Source organism: Streptomyces sp. 4F14 (genome assembly GCF_048159485.1).
GTDB lineage: Bacteria > Actinomycetota > Actinomycetes > Streptomycetales > Streptomycetaceae > Streptomyces.
Genome location: NZ_JBLRVY010000206.1, coordinates 1 through 389 on the forward strand (window position 1 = coordinate 1; position 389 = coordinate 389).

Consider the following 389-nt stretch of genomic DNA (forward strand, 5'->3'; position numbering starts at 1 on the left):
TACGGCCCCGTTCATCCGTCCAATGCATGAACTCGTCATAATCGTTCCCATGGAGCATCAGCAGAGGTCACGGGCTCGTCTGTCACCGTCCAGTGACACAGAAGACATGGTGATGTTGCTGGCGCCCCGCCTCGCGTACTTCGCCGGCGTGGCCCGCACCGAGCACGTCACCCGCGCCGCCCTGGAGCACGCCCGCTCCGGCCAGGGCCCGATGCTCGTCGAGGCCTTCACCTACCGCATGGGCGCCCACACCACCTCCGACGACCCGACGAAGTACCGCGCCGACGAGGAGCGCGAGGCCTGGGAGGCGAAGGACCCGATCCTGCGCGTCCGCCGGTATCTGGAGGCTTCAAACCACGCGGACGAGGGATTTTTCGCGGACCTGGAGG

The 389-nt window shown here is 66.8% G+C and carries 1 pseudogene; it reads left to right on the top strand.

Going from position 1 to position 389, the window contains the following annotated elements:
- Positions 1-166 precede the first annotated feature (166 nt).
- Positions 167-389 (top strand): annotated as a pseudogene (locus ACLZOT_RS50340) (thiamine pyrophosphate-dependent enzyme); the annotation flags it as partial.